This window comes from Allorhizocola rhizosphaerae (genome assembly GCF_003426775.1).
Taxonomy (GTDB): Bacteria; Actinomycetota; Actinomycetes; order Mycobacteriales; family Micromonosporaceae; genus Allorhizocola; species Allorhizocola rhizosphaerae.
Map to the genome: position 1 here is coordinate 1 of NZ_QJUG01000098.1, position 17,647 is coordinate 17,647.

The 17,647-nt window shown below is 64.9% G+C and carries 11 protein-coding genes; all 11 read left to right on the forward strand.

Annotated elements, in window-relative coordinates; translation table 11 throughout:
• The 11 genes from DM816_RS21510 to DM816_RS21570 all read left to right on the forward strand — a co-directional run bounded on the left by DM816_RS21510 (position 1) and on the right by DM816_RS21570 (position 17,535).
• Positions 1-138: an RICIN domain-containing protein gene (locus DM816_RS21510; RefSeq protein ID WP_281274350.1), complete on the forward strand. Its 138-nt coding sequence runs from the start codon at positions 1-3 to the stop codon at positions 136-138.
• 120 nt (positions 139-258) lie between these two features.
• The gene (locus DM816_RS21515; protein ID WP_246002099.1) at positions 259-1,803 is read left to right on the forward strand and encodes a glycosyl hydrolase 53 family protein; all 1,545 of its coding nucleotides are present in this window, start codon (positions 259-261) and stop codon (positions 1,801-1,803) included.
• 231 nt (positions 1,804-2,034) lie between these two features.
• A complete protein-coding gene (locus DM816_RS21525; protein WP_246002100.1) occupies positions 2,035-3,888 on the forward strand; it encodes a cellulase family glycosylhydrolase in 1,854 nt (617 codons plus the stop codon).
• A gap of 502 nt (positions 3,889-4,390) precedes the next feature.
• A complete protein-coding gene (locus DM816_RS21535) occupies positions 4,391-5,701 on the forward strand; it encodes an RICIN domain-containing protein (RefSeq protein ID WP_246002101.1) in 1,311 nt (436 codons plus the stop codon).
• A gap of 345 nt (positions 5,702-6,046) precedes the next feature.
• On the forward strand, positions 6,047-7,483 hold the full coding sequence (locus DM816_RS21540; protein WP_246002102.1) for an RICIN domain-containing protein: 1,437 nt from the start codon (positions 6,047-6,049) through the stop codon (positions 7,481-7,483).
• 1,015 nt (positions 7,484-8,498) lie between these two features.
• On the forward strand, positions 8,499-10,172 hold the full coding sequence (locus DM816_RS21545; RefSeq protein ID WP_117212140.1) for an extracellular solute-binding protein: 1,674 nt from the start codon (positions 8,499-8,501) through the stop codon (positions 10,170-10,172).
• A 25-nt stretch (positions 10,173-10,197) separates the two neighbouring features.
• Entirely contained in the window at positions 10,198-11,220 is a 1,023-nt protein-coding gene (locus DM816_RS21550; RefSeq protein ID WP_246002103.1) for an ABC transporter permease, read from the forward strand.
• Complete coding sequence (locus DM816_RS21555) at positions 11,217-12,131, forward strand: carbohydrate ABC transporter permease (RefSeq protein ID WP_117212142.1); 915 nt, start codon at positions 11,217-11,219, stop codon at positions 12,129-12,131. Before DM816_RS21550 ends, DM816_RS21555 begins: the two co-directional genes overlap by 4 nt.
• Positions 12,132-12,297: 166 nt before the next feature.
• A complete protein-coding gene (locus tag DM816_RS21560; RefSeq protein ID WP_117212154.1) occupies positions 12,298-13,503 on the forward strand; it encodes an ROK family transcriptional regulator in 1,206 nt (401 codons plus the stop codon).
• 124 nt (positions 13,504-13,627) lie between these two features.
• On the forward strand, positions 13,628-15,769 hold the full coding sequence (locus DM816_RS21565; RefSeq protein ID WP_117212143.1) for a galactocerebrosidase: 2,142 nt from the start codon (positions 13,628-13,630) through the stop codon (positions 15,767-15,769).
• A gap of 491 nt (positions 15,770-16,260) precedes the next feature.
• Positions 16,261-17,535 (forward strand): RICIN domain-containing protein, encoded by a 1,275-nt coding sequence (locus tag DM816_RS21570; protein WP_162907684.1) that lies wholly within the window; start codon positions 16,261-16,263, stop codon positions 17,533-17,535.
• The last annotated feature ends 112 nt before the right edge of the window (positions 17,536-17,647 follow it).

Here is a 17,647-nt window from a genome sequence, read left to right on the forward strand (position 1 = left end):
GTGATCAGCCTGATCAACCGGCAGTCCGGCCTGGCCATGGACGTCTGGGAACGCTCGACAGCCGACGGCGCCCGCATCTCCCAATACACCTACAACGCCAGCAGCCCCAACCAACGCTTCACCCGCCGAGCCGTCTAACCACAACCCCCCGAGGGGCGGGCCGCGATCCAGGCGCCGCGGTCTGCCCCGACAGGTCGACCCAGCCCACGGCTTTACGCCAGGCTCTTCGAAACCATCCGACCGATCTTGGAGCTTATCGTGCTTGCACATCGACAGCGCGTCGCGTTGCTGTCAGTCGTCGCCGTCATGACGACAGTCGGCATGGGTGTCGTCATGTCCGCCACCGCCTCCGCCGCGGCAACCCGCTACGAAGCCGAGACCGCGCCCGCCACTTGCGACGGTTTCATCGAGTCAAACCACGCCGGCTATTCCGGCAGTGGGTTCTGCAATGCCAACAACGCGGTCGGCGCGGCAGCACAATTCACCGTCACCGCAACCGCAGCCGGCACCGCCACCCTCGCCATCCGATACGCCAACGGCACCACCGCAAACCGCCCCGCCGACATCCTCGTCAACGGCGCCACCGCCTTGCCCGGCAGCGCGTTCAACGCCACCGGGGCTTGGACCACCTGGGCCACCAAAACTCTGACCGTATCGGTCAACGCCGGTAGCAACACCATCCGGCTCAACCCCACCACAGCGAACGGCCTGCCCAATGTGGACTACCTCGAGTTCGACGCCGCAGGCACGCCACCGTCGTCCTCACCACCGTCCGGCACACTGCGCATCCGCGGCGGTGACGTGTCCAGCCTGAAGAAGAACGAGGACCACGGCGCCGTCTACTACACCAGCAGCGGCGCCCGCGCCGACGCGCTGCAGATCCTGCGCGACAACGGGATGAACTGGGCGCGGCTCAAGGTGTGGGTCAACCCGGTCGACGGCTACAACAACAAGGCCCGGGTGCTGGAAATAGCCCGACGTGTCAAGGCTCAGGGTATGGCCCTGTTGATCTGCTTCCACTACTCCGATGCTTGGGCCGATCCGGGCAAGCAGATCAAGCCGGCGGCGTGGCGGAACTACAACTTCAGCCAGCTGCGCCAGGCGGTGTACGACCACACGTACGACATCCTCAACGGGCTCAAGGCGCAGGGCACCACGGCCGACATGGCGCAGATCGGCAACGAGATCAACCCCGGCATGCTGCACCCGGACGGCAGCACCAGCAACTGGGCCAACCTCGCCGAGCTGCTCAAGGCGGGGGTCAGCGCGGCCAAGGCGGTGAACAGCTCGACCCGGATCATGCTGCACCTCGCCGAAGGCGGCGACAACGCCGCGCACCGGCAATGGTTCGACCAAGCCACGTCCCGGGGCGTGCCGTTCGACGTTATCGGCCTGTCCCACTACACCTATTGGCACGGTACGGTTTCGGCGCTGCAGTCCAACATGAACGACCTGGCCAGCCGCTACAACAAGGACATCGTGGTAGTCGAGACCGCATACGGCTTCACACTGGCCAATAAAGACAGCACCGGCAACATCTTCGTCTCCGCTCACGTCGACCGCGCCGGCTACCCCGCCACAGCGCAGGGCCAGACCGACGCCTTCCGGGCAATCGCCCGAGCGGTAGCCCGCGTCCCCAACGGCAGGGGTCTCGGCTACTTCTACTGGGAGCCGGCCTGGACCGCGGTGCCCGGCAGCGGATGGGACCCGACGAACCCGTCCACCGGCAACGCCTGGGAAAACCAGGCGCTGTTCGACTTCAACAGCCGACCGCTGCCCGCAATGGCGGTTTTCAGGGAGTAACCCGATGGGCGCCCGGGGCCGGCCGCGCGGAGCTTCTCATCAGCCTCGGTGTGCAAGCGTTCCCACATGTTGAGCGCAGTCGATTGACAGCTTTTAGTTTAGCGACAAAACTAACTGTCAGCTCTTCGTGGTAGGGGTCGGTCCCATGGCCATGCGGATAGCCATGGGACCGACTGCGTTGCGGCTGTGTTCGCTGTCCGGGCTGCCGGCTCGCCGGTCGACGAATGAGGATTGAGGAAGCGTGATGATGGCCCGTGGAAAAAACCCTCAGATTTGGTACGAGGTTCGGCCTCCCGCCGGCCGCGCCGATGGGGCGCCGCCGCCGAACTCGCTCACCGACTGGCCCCGCACCCGGCCACGGAGTCCAAACCCGTTCGCCCGTTTCAACACCGTGACCTTCTCGGACAGCGTATGGATCCGCGACTTCAGCCAACTCCACCTGCAAGGCCATCAGAAAACCGCGTGAAGACTGGAAGAGAGGAGATAGCTATGGGTTCAAAAGGAAGGAAGGTCAGGGTCACTTTCCTTGCCGTGATGTTGGCGTTTACCGGATCTGTATCCGGCGTGACGAGTCCGGCATCGGCCGATGTCGTGGCCCAGCTGAACGCTTCGCAGCTTGTTGCCGATATGGGCGCGGGCTGGAATCTGGGGAACTCGCTGGAAGCCAACATCAACGGAGTCCCCAATGAAACGGCGTGGGGCAACCCGACCGTCACGCAAGCTTTCATCGACCGGGTCAGGGCGGCGGGATTCAAAACAATCCGCATCCCGGTCTCCTATATGAGCCACATCGGGTCCGGCCCGAACTACACGGTCAATTCCTCGTGGCTGAACAGAATCCAGGAAGTCGTCAACTACGCCTACAACCGAGGCCTGTATGTGCTGATCAACATGCATGGAGACGGTTACAAGACTGTCACCGGTTCCTGGCTGATCTGCGACGCCTCCAATCAAACAACGATCAGGGACAAGTATCAGAAGGTCTGGCAGCAGATCGCGACCAGGTTCCAGAACTACAATGATCACCTGATCTTCGAGTCCATGAACGAGAACTTCGACGGGCAATACGGCCGTCCGACGCAGCCGTGCTACTCGAACATCAACGCGTGGAACCAAATCTTCGTGGACACCGTGCGGAGAACCGGCGGAAACAACAGTTCAAGGTGGCTGCTTGTCCCCGGCTGGAACACCAACATCGACTACACCGCGGGCAACTACGGCTTCGTGCTTCCGACGGACCAATATCGGTCTCCCTCCATTCCCAGCAACGAACAGCGGATCATGATTTCCGTTCATTACTACGACCCGTGGGACTTCGCCGGGGAGGAGAGCGGCACCATCACGCAATGGGGGCCGGCGGCGACCAATCCGTCAAGGAAGTCGACCTGGGGACAGCAGGACTATATGGACGCGCAGCTGAAGAAGATGCACGACACCTTCGTCGTGCGGGGATATCCGGTATTCGTCGGTGAATACGGTTCGGTCGACAAGACGTCGGCTGACTCGTCGAACAACAGGTACCGTGCGGACTATGCGCGTACCCTGGTGGCCTCTGCCAAGAAATACGGAGCCGCCACCGCCTACTGGGACAACGGTTACAACGGGCAGTACGGCTTCGGGCTGTTCAACCGGAGCTCTGTCACGGTGACCCAACAGGGCATCATCGATGCCATCATGAGCGCCATCGGTAGCGGCCCGGGACCGTCGCAGCGGTACGAGGCCGAAACCGCACCCGCCGTGTGCCAGGGCACCATCGACTCCAATCACACCGGCTTCTCCGGTAGCGGGTTCTGCAACGGCAACAACGCGGTCGGCGCCTACGCCCAGTTCACGGTGAACGCGACGGCGGCCGGCTCGGTCACGGTCGGGATTCGGTTCGCCAATGGCACCACCACCGCACGGCCGGCCAACCTGATCGTCAATGGGACCACGGTGTCGACGGTCTCCTTCGAGTCCACCAGCACATGGACAGGCTGGACCACCAAGTCCGTGACCGTCTCGCTGAACGCCGGTGCCAACACCATCCGGCTGGACCCGACCACGGCAGCCGGACTGGTCAACGTCGACCGCCTCGACGTCGGCTAGCCTACGCCCGACGTCCAAGCCCGCCGGAGGGTTGCTCACGCAAGCGATGAGACACCCTCCGGCGGTGAACACACGCACGGGAACATCGGCCAACTGCTGTTGCCCCTCGCCATGGCCACGGGCAAACCGGTCTGATTGTCTCGGCGGCCTTATGGTGACTTTCCTTCGGCGCCATGAACCTATGCCAAATCAACGCGACACTCGCCGCTGCGCCCAACATCTTTGAAGCCGCGATGTCACTGAACACCTTGGCATACAACACCTCACTGCCGCCGAAGCGTCCCGCATGTGAACGTCCGGCCTGGCTCGGCATTGACAGCCCCGCCACGGGTTGCCCAAACTGCGCTGTAGCAGCAAGCCGCGAGCAGCGACCGTCTCCTGAGTCCACGGTGAGCAGCATCGCGCCCCCTGTCGCGGTCCCATGTTCACGCTACATCGCACGACATCGATGTCGGTCGCAGCTGCGTAGCGCAGACCCCGTCCCCTCGACCTAGGAGATCCTGTGAACAGACAGCTGAAGGTCAGACGCTGGATGGCCCGGCTCAGCCTCGTGGCGCTCACCGCCGCCGGCACTGCGGCGGCCGTCGCATCACCCGCACAAGCCGCTCCCGGCTACATCTACACCACGTTCAAGGGAGACGCCGCCGCCGACCAGGAGCTCTGGGTCTACTCATCGGCCAACGGCACGAACTTCAGCGTGCTGGCCGACACCAACTACCGCGGCCCATCCGGTGTGCTGCGTGACCCCAGCATCATCCAGCACAACGGGCTTTACTACATCGCACACACCGTCCAGTCATGGACCACGAACTCAACACACTTCAACATCGCCTCCAGCCCCGACCTGGTCAACTGGACGCACGTGACCAGCGTCAACTCCGGCGTCGCCAACACACGATTCACCTGGGCGCCCGAGTTCTACGTTGAGGGCGGCACGATTCGGATCATCGTAAGCATCTCCCAGACGACGTGCTCCAACTGTTTTCGTCCGTACATCTTCACCGCCCAGAACAGTTCGCTGTCCTCCTGGAGCGGACCGGTGCAGATGGGTGGCCTCGGCTACAACTACATCGACACCTATGTGGTGAAGTCGGGCAGCACCTACCACGCCTTCACCAAGAACGAAACCTCCAAGTACATCGAGCGCTGGACCAGCACGAGCCTCACCAGCGGGTGGAGCAACCAGGGCCAGCTGTGGAGCTCAGGTTACGAGGGACCAGCCGTGCTGCGGATGAGCGACGGCTCCTGGCGCATCTGGATCGACAAATACACCAACGGCGGCATCTGGACGGCAACCAGCTCGAACCTGACCTCGTGGTCGGGCCTGAGCCAGATCACGTGCCCCGGTTGCCGCCACGGCACGATCCTGCCAGTGGCCGACGTGCCCGGCTCGGTGCCGGTCTACCGCGTGACCAACCGCAACAGCGGCAAGGTGATGGACGTCGTGTCGGCCTCCACCGCTAACAACGCCGAGATCAAGCAGTGGACCTGGAACAGCGGCGGCAACCAGAGGTGGCAGTTCCAGGACGCCGGCGGCGGCTACTTCCGCATCGTCAACCAGAACAGCGGCAAGTGCCTGGACGTGGCAAGCGGCTCAACCGCCGACGGGGCCAACATCATTCAGTACACCTGCGGCAGCGGCACCAACCAGCAGTGGCAATGGCAGGCCACCGGAAGCTACTTCCGGATCGTGGCACGGCACAGCGGCAAGTGCCTCGACGTCGTCAACTCCGGAACCGGCGACGGCGCCGACATCCAGCAGTACACCTGCGGCAGCGGCGAAAACCAGCAATGGAGCCGTACCCAGGTCTGAGCCAGACCGGCAAGTCGAGCGCCCGCGGCGGACCCGCCCCGGGCGCTCGACGCCGACCACGGTCCCGCAGCATGGGCAGGACACCGAAGCATCGCCTGGGTTCCCGTGCAGACGAACAGACCCCGCGTGGCGGCGGACCAGCGGCAGCAAGCCCCGCTCCACCAGCGCTGACGCCCGCTCCGGAAACATGATGTTTACAAGTGAGGGAATACGTTGCATCATGTCGGAACAGGGGTTTTAAATTTAGTGATTGGACATTTCATGACACCGGTCATGTCGTCTGATGGTTACCTTTCAGGACCATCACCGAGCACTCGGTCCTCGCGCCGTTTGCTCATCGCCCTTGTGCTGACGGCGCTCACGGCGCTGACAAGCCTCGTCGTCACATCGTCACCGGCCAACGCCGCCACCCGCCAATTCCGAGGCATGAACTGGGCGGTGCTGGGTGACAACTTCAGCACCGGCACGCTCGTCGTGCAGGGCCTGAGCCAGTCCGACAGCAACGCGACAGTGCGCGCCAAGGCCAACGCCGTCTACGACGACATGGCCTCCACCATGGGCGTCAACACCGTCCGGCTGCCTATCAACACTCACACTGTGGCCAACACGACCTGGTGGAACGCCTACCGTGGCGCGATCGACGCCGCCACCGAGCGTGGGTTCAAGGTCATCCTCGCCTATTGGGAGGACGGCGCCGCCTCCGGCGGCAGGATCACGAACATGGCCGCGTGGAACACGATGTGGTCCAGCGTGACCAACACGTATGGCTCCAACACCAACGTCTACTTCGAACCGATGAACGAGCCGCACGGCTACTCATCGACGGAGTGGCGCAACGTCGCGGCGAACTGGCTCAGCTATCACACCTCAGCGGTGCCCGGCCGGGTGCTCATCGGCGGCACCGGCTACAGCCAGGATCTGCGCGACATCTGCAATGACAGTCGGTTCAACGCAACGCTGCTGTCGTTCCACCACTACGCCTTCTTCTACAGCCCGATGACCTACGACGCCTTCCGAACCCACATTCAGACGCGTCTGGGCAACTGCGCCTCCCGCGCGGTCGCGACCGAGTTCGGCGGGCCGATGTCCACCGGCCTCAACTACGCCGACCCGAACAGCACCGACAACTTCGTGCGCCACATCCGCGCCATGGCCCAGGTCATGCGGGACAACCAAATGGGCGGCACCTACTGGCCCGCCCTTGGCGGCAAGCCCGGCAACATCGGTTACGACTGGTACTCGATGTTCGCTCTGAGTGGCAGCGGCACGAGTCTCAACTTGACCGTCCGCAACACCTCCGGCGCTGACCGGATCCGGTATGCCTGGGGCGACACCATCGGCAACCCTACGACTCCGCCGCCACCGACGTACTACAGGATCAACGTGCGTCACAGCGGCAAGGCCATGAACGTCCAGTCACCGAACACCGACAACGGTGCGCGCATCAGCCAGTACACCTACGGCGGCAATGCGTGGCAGCAGTGGCAGTTCCAGGACGCCGGCAGCGGCTACTGGCGCATCATCAGCCGGCACAGCGGAAAGTGCCTTGATGTGGTGAGCGCTTCCACCGCCGACGGTGCCGAGCTCATCCAGTACACCTGTGGCACAGGCACCAACCAGCAGTTCCAGATGGTCGCCAACGGCAGCTACTTCCAACTGCGGGCGCGGCACAGCGGCAAATGCGTGGACGTACCGGCCGCATCGACAGCGGACGGCGTGATCCTCAAGCAGTACACGTGCAACACCGGCACCAACCAGCAGTGGTCGCGTACGGCCGTCTAACGGTCGTCTCGACGTGACCGCGGATCCGCGGTCGGTCTCACGCCCCCGGTGCGGAGCTCATGCTCGGCACCGGGGGCTTCGTCGTACCAACGCTGCCTTTCGCGAGTCCGTCCATCACGTGAACCGCACGATCCGGGCGAGTACGAGCCCCGCGCGTCGTCACCGTTACGTGTGCGGCCACTGACATCCTGATCTTTTCGCCCCGCGTGGCTTTGTTTCCCGTCCTCGACCCACTGCTTCCCCGAGCGGGACGAGTTCGTCGCGGTGTGCGACGGGCCGGCCGAACCGGCGCAGTGACGCATACGCGGCGGCCTGGGCCACCTCGCCGGCATGCCAGGCGTTCAGATCTCGCCTCACCGTGGCCGAACGCGGCGGCATCGACCTTGGCCGTTCGCCATCGGCCCGCGCTTAGCCGGTGCCAGCGTGCGCGGCCGATTGCGACAACTGTTGACACTTTTTTGTTCTTGAGGCACGCTGTTTGTTACATAGCATTAGTTTGGCCAGTCAACGAACGAACTGCCCCCCCGGGGGCAGACGAACATCACTGGTGAAAGGAATCGCCATGACCCGAACAGCGCGTAGGGGCCTGGCCGGGGCCGGGCTGGTGCTCACCTCGTCCGGTCCGCGCCTCCATCCGGCGCGGGCTGCCGTCCGGTCCTCATGCGCTCGATAGGCCGACATGGTCGAGCGGCGGTTACCTGCTCTACAACAACATCTGGGGCGCTGGAGGGCAGGCCCGCAGTGCATCTGGGTCCGGTGACGTGACGATCGGCAACATCCAGTTTGGACACGGAATCACGTCATCGTCCGACGGCAAGAACTTCGTCACCAACAACCTGACCACCACCACTAGCTGATCCGCACGGGCTGTCGCCGCGACAGGAACTTCGCAGCGGTGACCTGGCGCGATTTGTTTAGTCGCAAGGCTATTTCAATCTCTCTCGCGTGAACGCCCTCTGGATGAGTGCGTGAACCGCAAACCTTTCCTCGTGAGAAATAGAGAAGGGAGCAAGCCGTGGCATTCCCCCTCGAGGACGCGGCTGCCAACCGTCGTTCATTCCTCGGCCTGGTCGGCCTGGGCGCGCTGGCCGCCGCCAGCGGTGGCGCGCTGGCCGGCTGCGGCGAGAAGTCAGTCAACCAGGGCGCGACCACGTCTGCGGCGCGTATCAACGCGATCATGCCGACGTTCTCCGACCTCAGCATCCCGGGCATGTCCCAGCCGGACCTCAAGGGCACGCCACCGTTCTCGGACGCCTACCTCAAGTACCCGAGCAACGTCGTCGAGGTCATCAAGGAGGTGCCAGGCAAGAGCGGGCAGACCATCAAGGCGATGACGCCCGTTTGGGGGTCGGCGCCGCCCGGGCTCGGCAGCAATGCGTACTACGACGTCATCAACAAGAAGCTCGGGATCACCGTCGAGTTCAGCGTGCAGGACGGCAACACCTACGCCGACAAGCTCAACGCCATGCTCGCCGCGCGCGATGTGCCCGACCTGCTCTGCGTGCCCAGCTGGGAGTACCCGAAGGTGCCGAAGTTCACCGAGGCGGCCAAGGCGCTGTTCGAGGACCTCACGCCGTTCCTGCAGGGCGACGCCGTCAAGAACTACCCGATGATGGCCGCGTTCCCGACCGACCAGTGGCGTTCGGCGGTGTGGGCCGAGCGGCTCTATTCCGTACCGAACCCGGGCGGCACGGGCTTCAGCTGGATGCTCTTCTACCGCAAGGACCTGCTCGACGCGAAGGGGCTGACCTACCCCAAGACGATCGATGAGCTGTACCGCGTCCTCAAAGAGGTCACCAATCCGGACCAGGGCGTGTGGGGCGGCAACGACTTCTTCGCGATGATCCAGATGTTCTACAAGGTACCCGGCAGCCGCGGTGGCTGGCGCGTCAAGTCGGACGGCACGGTCGAGCACAAGTACGAGACGCAGGAATACCGCGCGGCTATGGAATTCACCGCCAAGCTCTACAAGGAAGGTCTGATCCATCCCGAGCTCGTGGCGACCAAGGGCGGCCAAGGCAAGCAGCTGTTCGCCGGCGGCAAGATCGTGTTCATGCAGGACGGCCCGGGCGTGTGGGCCAACATGCAGAGTGAGCAGCAGAAGATCCTGCCCACGTTCAAGATGGCCCCGGTACCGGTTTTCTCCGCGACCGGCGGCGACCCGGTGGTCTGGGCCACCAACGATCCCATCTCCTACACGTTCATCAAGAAGGGCCTGGGCAAGGACCGCGTCGAAGAGCTGCTGCGAGTCATCAACTGGTGCTCGGCGCCGTACGGCACCAAGGAGTGGGAGATGCGCGAGTTCGGCGGAGAGGGCACGCACTTCACCCGGGGCGCCAACGGTCCGGTCCTGACCGACGTCGGGCGCAAGGAGATCGCCAACCAGTATTTCTTCATCAGCGGTCGTAAGTTCATCGGGTCCCCACGCCCCGACCTGCCCGGGCATGTCGAGACAACCATGGCGTACGAAACCGCGATGGCGAAGTTCGTCGAGAAGGATCCGTGGGTCGGTCTCAAGATCGAGTGGCCGGCGCGGTACTCGCAGATCAGCGGCCAGCAGACCGAGGACAAGATTACTGACGTGCTGCGGGGCCGCCGGCCGATGTCCGACATGGACCAGATCGTCAAGGAATTCCGCGACGGTGGCGGCGACGAGGCGCGTGAGCTGCTGCGCAAGGCTCTGAGCTGATACAAGAGCAATGACGACGAGTGAAGTGACAGCTGCGGCTGGGTCCGGCACCAACCGGGCCCAGCCACGGGCGGCGGCTACCACCGCCAAGCCGCCCACGGGACGCGAACGGGGCAGCGGACCGCCGCTGCGGGCCCGGCTGCGGCGTGATTGGCCGTTGTTGGCCATGACCGCGCCGGCGGCGCTGCTGCTGCTGGTGTTCCACTACCTGCCGGTGATCGGCAACGTCATCGCCTTCCTGGACTACAACCCGTACGCGGGCGACAATCCGATCGACGCGATCATCCAGAGTCCGTTCATCGGCTTCGCCAACTTCGAGCTGCTGTTCGAAGACCCGCAGTTTTGGGACGCGTTGTGGAACACGTTGTCCATCACCGTGTTCCAGCTGGTCTTCTACTTCCCGCTGCCCGTCATCCTGGCGATCATGTTGCACAACCTGATCTCCAACAAGCTGCGCACGCTGATCCAGACGGTGATCTACCTGCCGCACTTTTTCAGCTGGGTGCTGGTGATCACCTTCTTCGTGCAGATGCTGGGTGGGGCGGGCCTGTTCGCCGACGCCATGCGGCGCATCGGCTGGCAGCCATGGGACATCATGACCAACCCCGACACATTCATCCTGCTGGTCACCGCCGAGTCAGTGTGGAAGGACGTCGGGTGGGGCACAATCATCTTCCTCGCCGCGCTGTCCACCATCGACCCCAACCTGTACGAGTCGGCGGCGGTCGACGGGGCCAACCGCTGGCGGCGGCTGTGGCACATCACGCTGCCCGGCCTGCGCCCCGTCATCATGCTGCTGCTGATTCTGCGCATGGGTGACGCGCTCAGTGTCGGGTTTGAACAGTTCTACCTGCAGCGTGACGCCGTCGGCCGGCAGGCGGCCGAGGTGCTCGACACGTTCGTGTACTACAAGTCCATCGCCACCGGCGACTACGGCTATGGCGCCGCCGCGGGCCTGTTCAAGGCCATCGTGGGCCTGATCCTGATCCTCGCGGCCAACAAGCTCGCCCAGAAACTCGGTGAACGGGGGTTGATTTCACGGTCATGAGCACTGTCGACATCGATGTGCAGACGCGCCGCTCCGGCCGGCCCGTGTGGGACGAGCCGCCCACCCCCGCCGGCCGGGTCATCAAGATTCTCGTCCTGCTGGCCGTGGTACTGGCCGTCCTGATTCCCGTGTGGACGGTGCTCATCACGAGCCTGTCTTCCCGGGAAGCCATCAACGACGCTGGTGGCCTGGTGTTCGTGCCGCGCGGGATCACCTTCGAGGCATACGTGACGATCCTCGCCGGGGGGACGGTGACCAAGGCGTTGCTGTTCACCACGCTGCTCACGGTCGTGGGCACCGCAGTCAGCCTCGGCTTCACCATCCTTGCCGCGTATGGGCTTTCCCGGCCCGGCTCGGTCGGTCACCGCGTGCTGCTGTTCTTCTTCCTGCTGACGTTCCTGATCTACCCCGGTCTGGTGCCGAGTTATCTGGTCGTGACCGGTCTGGGGCTCAAGGACAGCATGTGGGCGCTGATCCTCCCGGCAGCGGTCAGCGTCTTCAACCTGGTCGTCCTGCGCGCGTTTTTCCAGAACGTGCCGCAGGAGTTGCTGGACAGCGCCCGCATCGACGGCGCCGGCGAGCTTCACATCCTGGTGCGCATCGTCCTGCCGCTGGCGAAGGCGGCGGTCGCAGTCGTCGGCCTGTTCTATGCGGTGGGGTACTGGAACACCTGGTTCAGCGCGTTGCTCTACATCGACGACAACGCGAAGTTCCCCATCCAGCGGGTGTTGCAGAACTTCATCCTGCAAAACCAGGCGCCACAGTTCGGCGGATTCCAGCAGACGCTACCGCCGAGCGAAGCGATCAAAATGGCCGTCGTCGTGATGACCATCCTTCCCATCGTCATCGTGTACCCCTTCGTGCAGCGCCATTTCATCAAGGGCGTCATCCTCGGGGCCATTAAGGGGTGACAGTCGCGGCCTGGAGTTCTCTTCGCACAGACCGAGACGATCCATCGTCCATGTTGAACATCCGGCTCTGCGTATTTGCGCAGCCATCAGTGAAATGGCCGGCACCGCCACAAGGGAGCGTTTCTATGCTGTTGGTTCACGACCCGGAGGGTAGACAGTGATCACCATGCCGCGCGGACCGCAGCCGGCAGGTTTCCCCGAAGTCGGCGCCACCAACCTCTCCGTTGTGCTGCGGTACATGCGCGCTCATATGCCGTGCTCGCGCTCCGACATCGCCGTGGCCACCGGTCTGAACAAGTCCACCGTCTCCAGCCTCGTTGCCGACCTCATCGAACGGCGGCTGCTGCGCGAGATCGGCTTCACCGAGCACCGCATCGGGAGGCCTCCGACCATGCTCGTCCTCGACGGATCCCCTTACGCCGCCATCGGGCTGGAGGTCAATGACAACCTGACAGCGGTCGCGGTCGACTTGGCCGGCGAGCAGATCCTGTCGTGGCGGCGTTCCTTCCGCGGCCTGGAGTCGACACCGAGCCAAGCGGCCACCGCGATCGCGGCGCTTGGCCGCCGCGCCGTCAACCGGCTTGTCAAGCAGGGGCGGCACGTGCTCGGCCTGACCATCGGTGTGCCGGGCCTCGTTGACCCGACGGGCGCGGTGCGCCTGGCAGCCAACCTCGGGTGGCGCGACATCGATCTGCGCGACCGCCTCACCCGTGCGCTCGGCGCTCCAGATTATCCGGTCATTGTGGACAATGACGCGAATCTCGCCGTGATTGCCGAGTCACGCTATGGAGAATTCGCCGGTACCCAGAACCTCGTCTACCTGACGGGAGAAGTCGGTATCGGCGCGGGGATCATAAGTGGTGGCCGCTTGATCCGCGGTGCCAATGGTTTTCCCGGCGAGGTGGGCCATCTGCAGGTCGATCCCGACGGTCCCGTGTGCGGATGTGGCCGTTCGGGCTGCCTGGAATCGGTCGCGAGCATCAGCGCACTGGTGGCCAAGGCGCTACCGGACAGCGCCAATGACGGCGCCGTGACGGACCTGGCGCCGGAGGTGGCCGAGGTCGCCCGGCGGGCGCGGGCACAGGATCCGACCGCGCTCAAAGCCCTCACCGAAACGGGACGCGCGCTCGGGCACGGCGTGTCGATTCTGGCCAACCTGCTCGATCCGGAGGTCGTGGTGCTCGGGGGGTACTTCGTGCCGCTGGCGCGATGGTTGCTGCCGGCGGCCGAGGCGGAGCTGCATTCGCGCAGCGTGTCCGCCGCCGACGCACGCCGCATCGTCGCATCCACGTTGGGCCACGGTGCCGCGGCGACCGGTGCGGCGGCCACAGTCCTCGACCACGTCGACGCCGGCAACCTGCCCAACGCATGAGGCGCTTGCGAGGCAGACACGAGGATCTGGTCGTTGGGCCACCGCAGCGGCGGCGGACGGAGGGAATACGTTCCCGCCGGGCCGCGCACCTTTCACGCCGAACATGTAGGGAGAAGGGTTAGCGATGACCTCGGAGGCCGCCCAGCAGGTCTTCCGCCTGAGTGCTTCGACGCTTGGCCAGCAGTTTGACGGCATCGGCGCGGTCAACGGTGGCGGCGCCACGTCGGTCCTGCTGAAGGATTATCCCGAGCCGCAGCGCAGCCAGATCCTGGACCTGGTTTTCCGGCCCAAGTTCGGTGCCTCGGTCTCCACCCTACTGGTCGAGATCCCAGGCGACGGCAACGCGACCCAGGGGTCGATGCCAAGCCACCAGCACTGGCGCGGCGACCTGGATTACCGGCGCGGCTACACGTGGTGGATCCTCAGTGAGGCGAAGCGGCGCAACCCTCGTTTGAGGCTCGACGCCACTGCTTGGAGCGCACCGGGCTGGATTGGCGGCGGCTCGTTCTGGTCGCAGGACGCGGTCGACTACTACGTCACGTGGCTGCGGGGGCTGCGCGAGGTGTACGGGCTGGAGCTCGACGCGATCGGTTGCCGCAACGAGAAGGGCGTGGACCTGGAATTCGCCAAGCGTCTGCGGCATAGCCTCGACACGCACGGCTTCGAAGCCGTCTTGCTGCACGCTTTCGACAATTGGCCAATGGACAAATTTGACTTCGTGCGCGACCTATTGGACGACCCGGAGGCTCGGGAAGCCATCGACATCGTCGGCGCGCACGTGCTCTACGACCGGCCGCAGGGACGCCCCAACGGGCACGCCCCGGCAACGGTCCGGCGACAGCTACGAGACTGGGGCAAGCGTCTGTGGAACACCGAGGACCACGTCTACAGGAAGGGCTTCGACTGCCTGATCAGCATCGTCGAGTGCTTCAACGAAAGTTACCTGCATAGCGGCGCCACCAAGACGGTCCTGTGGTACGACATCGCCGGTGTCTACCCGGTGCAGCCATACGCTGAAGACCCGGCAATGCTGCTGGCGCACTGGCCGTGGAGCGGCCACTACCGAGTGCGCGAGGCGCTCTGGGGCTACGCTCACTACGGCCAGTTCAGCGAGGCGGGCTGGCGCTACGTCGACAGTGGCTGCGGGCTCTTGCAGGGCAACGGTTCTGTAGTGGCGCTGGCATCACCAGAGGGCGACTACAGCCTCATCATCGAGACGAAGGACGCCGTCGCGCCACAGCGGCTGCGTTTTGACATCGGCGCAGGACTCAGCCGTGCTGCCCTCTGCGTGTGGCGCAGCACCACCACGGAGCAGTTCGTGCGGCTGCCTGACGTTGTCCCCGTGGAGGGCGCCGTTAACGTGACGCTGGAGCCGGGTGCGGTCTATTCCTTGTCCACGACGCGAGGCCAGCAGAAGGGCTCCTTCGCGGACATCCCGGAAGCCACGGCGTTCCCTTTTCCCTACCGGGAGACCTTCGCCGACTACACCCCGCCGGAGGCGTATGGCCGCCTGCCCCGCTACACCGCCGACATCGCCGGAGCGTTTGAGCTGACGGACCGGCCTGACGGCCCAGGAATGTGCCTGCGCCAGACGGTGCCCGTGCCGACCATCTCTTGGGCGCCGGACTGGTTGCCGTACACCATCATTGGCGACGAGGCATGGACCGACTATGAGGTCGCGGTCGATGTCTTGCTCGCCCCCGACGAGACCGCCGGGGTCTTGGCCCGAATAAACCACGTCGGTACCGGATACGGCTTCATCCCTCAGGGCTACCTGCTTGAACTGGCCGCCGACGGTGGGTGCCGGCTGGTCGTCTTGCGCGGCAAGGCGAACAAGCGGGAACTCGTCGGCGACGCCGAGCAGCAGGCGCTCATCAAGGCCCACAACGATGCCCGCGAAGGCGGCGAAAGAGAGCTTGCCGCCGCCCGGTGCCACGACGTTCAGCCGGGTCGCTGGCACCGGCTGACGCTACGCTGCGACGGCGCGCTCCTCACCGGCATCATCGACGGTCGACCCGTCATGAGCGTGACCGACACCCACTTCCGTGGCGGACAAGCCGGCCTGCTGGCCGGTGGCCCACCCATCGACGATGCGGCCGGCCTGGCCGGCCGCAGTCAGGCCGCCGCAGGGCAGCTCAGCCGCCCTTGTTTCGCCAACCTCACCATCACATCCGTCGGTGCCTCAACCCCACCGCCTACCAGCGCCCCACCCGGCCACACCCCGCTGTACCGCCTCGATTCCACCGCCACGATTGACAATCGCTGACAGTCTTTGTCCGACGGCAAGACGATGGTGTCGCAAAGATTGCGACACCGGAATGCCCAGAGCCCAACGGAAACGGGCGGTCGCAGCCGCTGCCGGGCTCGGTCCCACACCCCAATCTGAGGTGAACCCGTGAAACGAAAACCGCTATCACTCCGGGCGCGGTGCTCGCCATGCGATACCTCGGTCATTCTGTTCGTCAAAACCCGCCCAGGCGCGGTCGGCCTGCGGGTCAGCGGCGGACGCATCGTTGCGGCAACGGCAGCACCTTCGTCATGCGCGGAGTCACCGTCGGGATTCAGGTCATACGGCGATGGCAACGGGGAGGTACCTGGGCTCAGAGAGCAGTGGGCGGATGGCCGAACCGGTCGTTCAAGGGATCCGCGAACACAACCTCCCTCTCGTCAACCAACTGCGCTGATTCCTCGCCACCGGCAGCCGGGGAACGGCCGACCATATGCACCATCCCAACATCACAAGGAGGCATCGTGTCGATGCAACGACGTACCTTGCTGGGGCTCGGCGCCGCCGCAGCGGGCGTGTCCCTGTTCGGTTCCGGACCGGCACACGCCGATCCCGCGCCATCCACGCCGTTCGCCGTAGGCGTGCGCCGGTACGACTGGTGGCGGGGCAGCCGCCCGATCACCACGTACGTCTTCTACCCGGCCACCGGCACGGCTGGCGGTAGCCCCGTCTCGAACGCTCCGGTCGCCAACGGGGTTTTCCCCGTCTACGAGTACACCCATGGCTTGGGTGGCAACCCGCAGAACTCCACGTTCGCCCCGGCCCTGGCCTCGGCTGGCTTCATCGTCCCCGCCCCGCATTTCCAGCACACCTTGAACGACGTCAACAGCGGCAACACCTCCCGCGACGTCTCCCAGGTCCTCACCAACACCCTCGCCCTCAACACCAGCGGGCCGCTCGCCGGGCACGTCCGCACCGACATCGGCGTCGGCGTCTGCGGCCACTCCATGGGCGGCATGACCACCCACGGCCTGCTCACCGCCTGGCCCGACAGCCGCATCATCTCCGCCAACCCGCAGTCCTGCCTCGACATGGGCAACCCGTCCAGCACGGTCAACGCCAAGGTCCTGTTCGTCCACGGAGACCAGGACCCGACCACGTCATACTCCTCGGCCCGCCAGGCGTACAACGAGATCACCTGGCCCAAGGCGTTCCTCACCTTCCTCGGCGGTGGCCACAGCAGCTTCTGGGATGACCAGCGCTTCAGGAGGACCGTCCAGGACTGGGCGCGCTGGACCATGTACGGCGACACCGCCGCCCGCGACCGCCTGCCCGCCGACGCGGCCGGAACCGATACCCGCTGGGAATTCATCGACAACTCCACCGGCCCGGCCTACTACAACCTGCTGGCGCAACACAGCGGCAAAGCCGTCGACGTCGACGGGCGATCCACCGCGGCAGGGGCAAGGGTTATCCAATGGGCCGCCACCGGCGCCACCAACCAGCAGTTCGAATTCGTCGACACCGGCGATGGCCACGTGCGTGTCAAAGCGCGCCACAGCGGCCTGTTCCTCCAGGTGGCCAGCAACAGCAACGGCGCCGACATCACCCAGCAACCGAGCAGCACGGCTGCCAGCCAGCAATGGCGCATCACGGACCACGGCGCCGGTGTCATCAGCCTCATCAACCGCCAATCGGGTTTGGCCATGGACGTGTGGCAATACTCCACCACCGACGGAGCCCGCATCGCCCAATACACCTACAGCGGCAACGCCAATCAACGCTTCACCCGCCGGGCCGTCTGACCCGTGCGGCGGGGCGGGCCGCGAATCCAGTGCCGCCGGTCCGCCCTCGACAGGCTTCGAAGCTCTTCGATCAATGTCCGGAGTTTCCTCGTGCTGCATAGACAGCGCGTGG